8 protein-coding genes are annotated in these 8,373 nt (G+C 45.5%); 2 read left to right on the forward strand and 6 right to left on the reverse strand.

Annotated features, from left to right (window positions below; translation table 11 throughout):
- Positions 1-19: 19 nt before the first annotated feature.
- The 5 genes from FFM77_RS08545 to FFM77_RS08565 form a co-directional block, all read right to left on the reverse strand.
- Positions 20-391 carry a glycine cleavage system H family protein gene (locus tag FFM77_RS08545; RefSeq protein WP_137635353.1) on the reverse strand — a complete coding sequence of 124 codons (372 nt, stop codon included), beginning with the start codon at positions 389-391 and terminating at the stop codon, positions 20-22.
- 176 nt (positions 392-567) lie between these two features.
- A complete protein-coding gene (locus tag FFM77_RS08550; protein WP_137635354.1) occupies positions 568-1,485 on the reverse strand; it encodes a sce7725 family protein in 918 nt (305 codons plus the stop codon).
- Positions 1,482-2,198 carry a hypothetical protein gene (locus FFM77_RS08555; RefSeq protein ID WP_137635355.1) on the reverse strand — a complete coding sequence of 239 codons (717 nt, stop codon included), beginning with the start codon at positions 2,196-2,198 and terminating at the stop codon, positions 1,482-1,484. The genes FFM77_RS08550 and FFM77_RS08555 overlap by 4 nt, the downstream gene beginning before the upstream one ends.
- Entirely contained in the window at positions 2,188-4,563 is a 2,376-nt protein-coding gene (locus FFM77_RS08560; RefSeq protein WP_137635356.1) for an ATP-dependent DNA helicase, read from the reverse strand. The genes FFM77_RS08555 and FFM77_RS08560 overlap by 11 nt, the downstream gene beginning before the upstream one ends.
- Positions 4,564-5,148: 585 nt before the next feature.
- Positions 5,149-5,511, reverse strand: coding sequence for a hypothetical protein (locus tag FFM77_RS08565; protein WP_137635357.1), 363 nt, complete (start codon positions 5,509-5,511; stop codon positions 5,149-5,151).
- Positions 5,512-5,713: 202 nt separating this feature from the next.
- On the opposite strand from FFM77_RS08565, the gene FFM77_RS08570 reads away from it, so the two are divergent.
- Both FFM77_RS08570 and FFM77_RS08575 read left to right on the forward strand, forming a co-directional pair.
- Positions 5,714-6,919 carry an acetate/propionate family kinase gene (locus FFM77_RS08570; RefSeq protein ID WP_137635358.1) on the forward strand — a complete coding sequence of 402 codons (1,206 nt, stop codon included), beginning with the start codon at positions 5,714-5,716 and terminating at the stop codon, positions 6,917-6,919.
- A gap of 252 nt (positions 6,920-7,171) precedes the next feature.
- Positions 7,172-7,432, forward strand: a complete 261-nt coding sequence (locus tag FFM77_RS08575; RefSeq protein WP_137635359.1) for a hypothetical protein — start codon at positions 7,172-7,174, stop codon at positions 7,430-7,432.
- Positions 7,433-7,667: 235 nt separating this feature from the next.
- Here the strand turns inward: FFM77_RS08575 and FFM77_RS08580 are convergent, their stop codons facing one another.
- A complete protein-coding gene (locus tag FFM77_RS08580; RefSeq protein ID WP_137635360.1) occupies positions 7,668-8,186 on the reverse strand; it encodes a hypothetical protein in 519 nt (172 codons plus the stop codon).
- Positions 8,187-8,373 lie beyond the last annotated feature (187 nt).

The raw sequence follows: 8,373 nt of genomic DNA on the forward strand, positions 1-8,373 counted from the left end.
TAATTGATGTGTTCAAGGATTAATCGCCTTTAAGTTCAACAATCCAGTTGTCAGCGAGCTTATTTTGACCAATTTTTTCAGGATATTGGACTAACTCATCATTGAATTTGGAGACAGTCCCGCCAACGGGGACTTTAAAAGTGGTGACAGTTTCGTTACTGGTTATCTCGATGAGGGTATCGCCAGCATGTAATTCAGTGGTTTTCGTTGGGTAACTAATACTTGTGATGTCGCCAATATCGGCTTTAGCTTGATCGGTGAGTCCTAGAATAATGCGGTCATGTGACTTGGTTCGTAGCCAAATGCCATCGTAAGTCGTCGTGATGGGGGTATGTCGTTCGATCCAATAATTTTTCCACCATAACCAAGTGACTTTTAATGCTGAAGCCATGTTTTGACACCTCCTATCTGTAAAAATCTAGTATACCACTTAAACGCTTACAAAAGGTTACCTTCAAAAATTATCGGTTATATAGACTGGGTATTACTGATGTAAGCAATGATGGCTTACGCTTAGTGCTAGTTGGTTTAAAATGCTGCTCTGGTCCGCCCGGCATTAACTAACGGTTAGTCTAGTGTTAATAGGCGCTGCATGAGCTGAAAATGGTGCATTAAAGATAACTTCTTGATCGTGCCTAATCCCGGAAATTTGTCGTGCTCGGCAAAGGCTAGTAGTGTGCGTAAAGCTGGCGTGTCATTGAGTCCCTGCAAGTGTGTTGGTGCCCAGTTAACTAGTTTTGTGAGGGCTTCAAAGAACTTCTGTTTTTGGCCACGCATACTTTCGTTACTATCCGAGACAAAGTGATGCACCCGCAAGCTACCGTCTGTGGTGACGTAAATCAAATGTAGTGCGATGGCACGTGAAGGCATACCCTTGTCGAAGTAATGACTGCCAACGATTGAATAGTCACCAAAGTCGTTGCCGTCAGTTAACCGCCCGTACCAGTAAGCAGGTGCGAAATACTCATCAGTTAAATCAGCATAGTCCGCAACGTGAGGGGTAAACGGCATCGGATCTGTTAACGGTACCGCCTTGCTTCCGGCTAAGGCGTGCAAACGGGCTTCATTTGGAACTAACACGCGATCGACTTGGCGTAGGACCGCCGTCTGGTGATAGGCTTTTAATAACGGATAATTACGGGCAATCAACAAGCTGGTCTGACCAGGCGTCGTTGCTAAGAAATCTCGGCTAAAGTCGGCTGCGAGAATCGCACTCGGTTGGAAAAAAGGCACTTGGCTGAGATCAGGTAACGGATACAACTTCGTATCGTTTAGCCCGTAAACACTGACTTGCGGGTTAGCAATCACACTGAAAGGCTGTTTGGCGGTCATCAAGGCGGCAACGGTCTGTTGTAATTCCTTTGAATCACGAACGGGTTCAATGATTGGGATAATCTTTGGGCCTAGCGCGTGTTGCTGGACTAATTCCTTTAGCGCCAGTAAGTCATACATCCGGCCACGTAAGTAAGGATAGTAAGTGGTCATAGGCGGTCCTCCAGATTAGGTGCTAATAGAGCTTGGTACTTAAGTTGTAGCGCTTGATATTCAGCGTTGCGGGCATCAAGTTCGGCCTGTAGTGCGGTTACGGCATCGTGTTGTAACTCATCGACGAAGCGGTCGTAGAGATTGTGATCGGGGTCATAAACGTCATAACCAACTTGGCCGCGTTTTTTGAGCTCCTTATAGAGCTGGTCATCAGAATAGAGTTGCAAGCCTTTTTTAACTCGTTTTGCTTTATCGACTTCTCGAAATAATGACGCCACAAAATGACTAGTCAGGGCCGCCTCATCAACTTGCAAGTCTTGATGCTGGGCCTTTTTAGCGACGGTTAAGAAGCCCGGCGCCCGTAACGGTTCAGTTGCCAGCGCCACTGCCTGCTTGTCAAAAGCACGGTAGATTAAGACTCCGATGTGTTCGGGAATCTCATCGGCCACCTCAGTGTACAGGGCTTGAGGTAAAATAAAATAATTATAGTTACCGATAAAAGACAATTTTGCTTTGGAGTGAAAGTCGGATTTAGTGACCTTCAATTCGTAGCAGCGCCATTCTATTTGGCCATCGGGTAGCTGCTGATAACTTAATGTGTCCACGATGCCCTTCTTATCAGGCATTGAGACTTCCTCAACGACGTAACTGCCTTGTTCAAGGCAATACTGATAAAGGGTGCTTTCAAGTTGCCGGGTTAGTTTAGTTTTCATGTTGGACCTCCATTTGTTGCCAAAAGTTCGCGATGGTTGCGCTAAGTTGCGGAACGGAACGGATCGTTTGATAATACTGCCAATGAGCTGGAAATAGACTCGTATAGCGCCGACTAGCAAATCGTTGGTCGAGTAATAGCACGATGCCGACGTCATGACTGCTACGGATCAAGCGCCCGGCAGCTTGTAAAACGTTATTCATCCCTGGTAACTGGTAAGCGTAAGCGAAGCCTTGACCGTTTGTATGGTCGTAGTAATCGCGTATTAAGTTTGTCTCAGCGTTTAATCCCGGTAAGCCAACGCTCACGATAGCCACACCGATCAACCGGTCGCCACGTAAGTCGATCCCTTCGGAAAAAATACCGCCGAGGACACAAAAGCCAACTAGCGTCTGAGTGGCGTCAGCTTGAAATTGATCTAAAAAGGCTTGGCGCGTGGCGCCGTCCATTGCGTTAGTTTGGGCAGTTGTCTGAATGTCAGGATTAGCTAACTCAAAGGCGGCTTTAATCTGCGTTAGGTAGCCATACGATGGTAAAAAGACGAGGTAGTTACCCGGTTTAGCGGTGACTAAGGCGGTGAGACTGTCAATAATGGCCCCTTCACTATGGGCGCGTTCATGATAGGTCGTTTGGACATATTGCGTCACTAGAATCGCTTGATGCTTTGGCGGAAAGGGCGAGGGCAACTGATAGGCTAGGCTATTGTCAGTGCCACCCAAGACATTTTGGTAATAAGTCATCGGGGATAGCGTCGCTGAAAATAAAACGGCGCCGGCACCGCGACTTAATGACTGGTCTAAAAAGTCACTGGGATCTAAGCACAATTCTTTAACGGTGACGTGATGGCCATCTAAGACTAGTCGAGTCTGATAACTGCCGTCGAAGAGGTCGCCAATCTTGACGAAAGTTAAACAGTCAAAAAAGTAATCACGCACGGCCGTCAACAGGTCAGACGGCTCTTGTTTTTGCATCCAGTCACCGACGAATTCATTAAATTGTCGTAAGGTTGCCAGTAACTTTTCCGGTGGTAAGGGGCCAACTTGTTCATTGACGCCGTCGTCAGTTAAGACGCGACTGATCCGCGTAAAGCTACGCCGGACCTTTTTGAGTTCACGTTGTAAGTCATCACTTGGTTGCGTCTTATCTGGCTTAGCTAGCTTCAATAATCCAGCGATGGGCGCGTCACTAATGGCTGCCGAATACATATCACGGGATCGGCTGACGAGGTTGTGGACCTCATCCACAAGGAAAAAGTTATCCGGATCGTCTTCACTGAAGAACCGTTGTAAATAAACTAACGGATCAAATAAATAATTATAGTCACAAATAATGACGTCACAAAACAAGGATGCATTTAGCGAGAATTCAAAGGGATCGAGGGTATGCTTGCGGGCGTACGTTTCAATCACGGTGCGAGTTAAGTGATCTTCATGCGTCAAAATATCTTTTAACGCGGGTTTTAACCGGTCATAATAGCCAATCATAAACGGGTTTTCTTCCGGTGGGACATCTTGTTCTTCTGGAAAACGAATCTGGTCTTTGGCCGTTAAGGTGATACTTTTTAGTTTAAGACCATTCTGGCTCATTAGGGTAACCGCTTCTTCGGCGACATGGCGGGTACTTTGTTTAGCCGTCAAGTAGAAGAGGCGTTCGACCAAGTCTTCACCGAGGGCTTTAACGGCTGGAAATAGGGTCGAGATGGTCTTGCCGGTCCCGGTGGGGGCTTCTACGAAAAGACGTTTTTGGAGCCGAATCGTCTTGTAAACAGCCACGGCTAATTCATGTTGGCCGCGGCGATAGTCTGGAAAGGGAAACGGTAAGTCCACAATCGACGCGTTGCGGCGTTTGCGTAAATCAGCGCGTAAGGTGAGCCAATATTCGTATTCGGTAATTAATTGTTGAAAGAATTGCTCACTTTCGGCGCGCGTCAGGACTTTTTGCGTCTTCGTGATTTTTTCAGTTGAGACTTGGTAATAGGTTAGTTGCAAAGTCACTTTGTCAGTATCAGGCTGGTCCTGCATCAGGAGGTAGCCGTAGACTTTAACTTGTCCCCAGTATAAATCACGGGTATTGTCGGTGAGGTCTTCAAAATCCTGATCGGAGGTTTTGATTTCTTCAATCAAGACCCCGTCATCAGTGGTTTGAATGCCATCGGCGCGCCCGGAGATGACGTAGTCGGTGCCATTCATGGTGACCGTCTTTTTTAAGTAGACTTCACTTTGGTAGGCGTCGGAGCGGCTGCTTTGCAGTTGGCGATGAATCTTAGCGCCCATTAACGCGGTATTTTGACTATTTTTAACTTCATTCAAATCCCCTTTACGTAGGACAAACTCAACTAGCTGTCGAATCCCAATCTTTGTGGGCAAAGCCGCCACCTCCTTACTAATGTCGAATAAACAAATCCTTTTAAGTATAAAACAGACGTTCTAGTTTGTCTGCAAGTTAGGTGATTAAAGTCTGGATTAAGTTGTCACTCTGGTTGGCCCAGAATCGGCTGGAACGTGGTGGCCGCGTTTTCGAGCCGAAGGGCGGTCTCGAAAGCCGGGCTTTATCTAAGTCGAAACCCACGACTAAGATAAACGACACCACTGAGCCAATTCTGGGCCGCCCGCCGTTAATTAACGGAAATTAATGACTGTTCATTGTCGACCACACATTTAGCCGAGCCGTTGGTTTTAAAATGCTCAGCCGTGTCGTTGGCCTTAGTGCGAGTGGTCTGATCGGACTTAGGCCAAGGCCAGCTTTGAAGACCGGGCTTGGCTTCGGAATGACTCATGGCGTTCCAGCGTTTTAGGAACCAACCGGCAGGCGGCAATTTCAACTGGCGCCAAGCGTGCCTGTCTAGTTACAGTCGACTAGGCAAGCAACTCGTCAAAATAAAAAACAACGTCCAACTGGCAACTGACCAGCTGTAACGTTGTTTGAAAATCACGGATGTTAAGTTCACTTAATTAATGGGACCAAGAACTGTGGCGACGCCGTAATGCTTGCCGCAGATTAAAGCCGTAGCTTAAGATGGCCACCATAATGATGACGGCCACTAGTGCGCTGAACCAAGAGTGGGCGCTGAAGTAGGTAGCATAACCAGCACTGAGACTGATGATGCCAATCATTGGTGCCAAGATAGTGACTGGCGTTGGATGAAGGAAAATTAACCCAGCTAAAAGTAAGACGCCAGCGGTTACCGCCGCTTCGACACTCAAACGAGTGCCAAAACTTGTAATCAGTAACCAAAGTAGTAAGCCGATGCCGACAATTAATAAGAGGGTCGCAAACAAGTTACTTAACGTCCATTCAAAACGTTTCTTAGTCATGATAACCGCCTCGCTTTCGTTACTTCTATTATACCGCGACTTGGACTGATGAAAGAAACGATATGCATACGTTTCACCTTGTTTTTTAATGAAAATGAGTTCGCTTTCAAGAAAAACGGCGACTTTTTCATTCAGTCCTTGAAAGCGCATCCATTATTGGTTACACTTACAGTAAGCACAGTTGATATGGAGGGAAAGACACATGGCAAAAGTATTAGCAATCAATGCAGGCAGTTCAACTTTAAAATGGAAATTATTCAGTTTACCCGAAGAAACAGTGATCGCATCTGGGATGGTCGATCGCTTAGGCTTACCAAATTCGAAGTTCGTGATTAAAAAAGCGGGCGGCGAAAAGTATTCTGAAACCAAAGATTCGATTGATGCGCAGGAAGCCGCAGCGATGGTTTTGACCCGTTTGAAGAGTGATGGCATTCTGGAACATTTGAGTGAAATCACCGGGGTTGGTCACCGGATCGTTGCCGGGGGCGAAAAGTTCAAAGATTCCGTGGTGATTACGCCAACGACCTTGAAACAGATCAAGGACTTATCCGAATATGCGCCGTTACATAACCCGACGCAAGCTTATTATATTGAAGTCTTCCAGCAATTGTTGCCAAAGACGGTCCAAGTGGCGGTCTTTGATACTTCGCTGTATGCCACGATGCCGGAAGTCAATTACTTATACAGTATTCCTTACGAATACTACGAAAAGTTTGGTGCCCGTAAATACGGTGCGCACGGGACTAGTCACCGTTATGTTGCCCATCGAACTGCGGATATTTTAGGCAAGAAGCTGGAAGACTTGAAGTTAATTACCTTGCATCTAGGTTCGGGGGCGTCAATTACGGCCTTTGACCATGGTGAAGCGATTGATACATCAATGGGCTTCACGCCATTAGCCGGGATTACGATGAGTACCCGTTCTGGGGATATCGATGCGTCTTTGATTCCGTTCTTAATGCGGCATCTTGGGATTTCTGACGTGCAAGACTTTATTGATATTTTGAACCATAAGTCAGGGTTACTTGGAATTTCTGGCGTCTCACCAGATATGCGGGACTTGGACGCTGCGGAAGCTACCAATCGGCGGGCAAAGTTAGCCTTGGATGTCTTCGCGAACCGGGTCGTTAAATATGTCGGTAGCTACGTCGCTGAAATGGGCGGCTTAGACGCTTTAGTCTTTACGGCTGGCGTTGGTGAAAACTCCGTTGAGATGCGGGCTCAAATCGCTAGTCAATTAGGTTACTTCGGTGTGACCGTTGATGACGACAAGAATGATGTTCACGGTCAAGAACGGATGATTAGTAAAGACGGGGCACCAGTTGATGTCTTAGTTGTGCCAACTAATGAAGAATTAATGATTGTTCGTGATGTGGCGCGTTTGACTAAGAAAGCACCAATCAAATAAATAAGTTAACGCAATTAAGAAAAATGAACGAGGCCCGTTAAGCGGTCGCGTTCACTTTTTTATTGCGCTGAGGTCGTGGCTGAAAAGTTAACCCCTGGTCAGTAGCAAGTCTTATTTGAAGATTTATCGATAGTGGCCACGAATGTTGAACAGCGGTTGTCTTAAACGGTCACTGAAGTAACTAAGTCGCCAGCGACCGTCATGCGCGTTGCCCCCCTTATAATGGCAGTATCAAAAGAAGGGGTGGTCGCGATGGCAGTTAATCAATCACGCACTAAACTACAGATTGGTTTTGCTCTGTTAGTTGGCGGTTTATTGTTAGTTAGCCTGATGATTACCGCGAAATGGGTCTTAGCTGGCTTAGCCTTTATTAGCTTACTGGTTTTAAACGGTCAGTTCATCGTGTTTCCGGTAACTTGGACGTCAGATTGGTTGAATCGAGCCAGTTTGATTGGGACTTTAGCGTTAGTGGTGCTCACTTTGATCAAATTCTTAGTGCTGTCATCATTGTGACTAGTACAGAACTGAAAAAGGACGACCTTAATTCGGATTAATCCGAACTAAGGTCGTCCTTTTTGAGTTAGGCTAAGTCGCGCCGATTAAGTAGATAGACGCCAACGATTAATGGCAAGGTGAGGCTCATGACTGGATAGAGCCAGGCCCATGGTAAGAGCGTGATGACTTCACGATACCATAGTGGGTTTTCTTTCTCTTGATCTATTTTTTATTCATGATTAGAATTCGAGTCTTAATAAATATCGTAATCTAGTTGATCATAGTTTGGTTCGGGAATAGGTAGGACGATCCTGCCTTTTTCGATACTTTTTTGTAGTGCCAGATTAAATGGTAAATTCATAATATCGCGATGCTTATTTTGGAACTGTTCAGTACTAATCCAACTTATTCGGTTGTCTTCGCTAATTAGACCATCTAGTTTGGTAGCAATGTAGAGGACTAGGTTATAGAACCCTTTTTGGTTAATAGGAAGTTCGTCATCGAATTCTGTGAAAATGGCGCTGATATTTGGGTCGTTTGTCTTGTGGACGTGCACATAAGATGTATTCCAGCGTGGATTGACGTAATTCCATTCTTTATTAAAGTCACTTAGAAAAAGAGAAAATGCAAAGCTTGAAAGGCTATTAAACGCCGCATCACCATCACTATGGCTGATCCAAAAGTCTTCTTGTGTGATACCCCAAATTAATTTTGCAACAGTACGATAGTTAGTATTCAGATTTTGGGGTGTGGCTTTTACAAATGCTTTCAATTTGGTTATCTCCTTTATTGTAAACTTCTCTTTATTGGCATAAGACTATATGCTGACAGGGAAGGTTATGCCAGGTTAAATATTTATTAGCACATTAAATTAATTTTTCTGTTCCTCGATTTAAAATTGAAGTGCAACACCTGCTCTACTAGACCAGTTCTTTATTCAGACTAGTCAAAAAGGCCAT

Source organism: Lactiplantibacillus songbeiensis (assembly GCF_005405125.1).
GTDB lineage: Bacteria > Bacillota > Bacilli > Lactobacillales > Lactobacillaceae > Lactiplantibacillus > Lactiplantibacillus songbeiensis.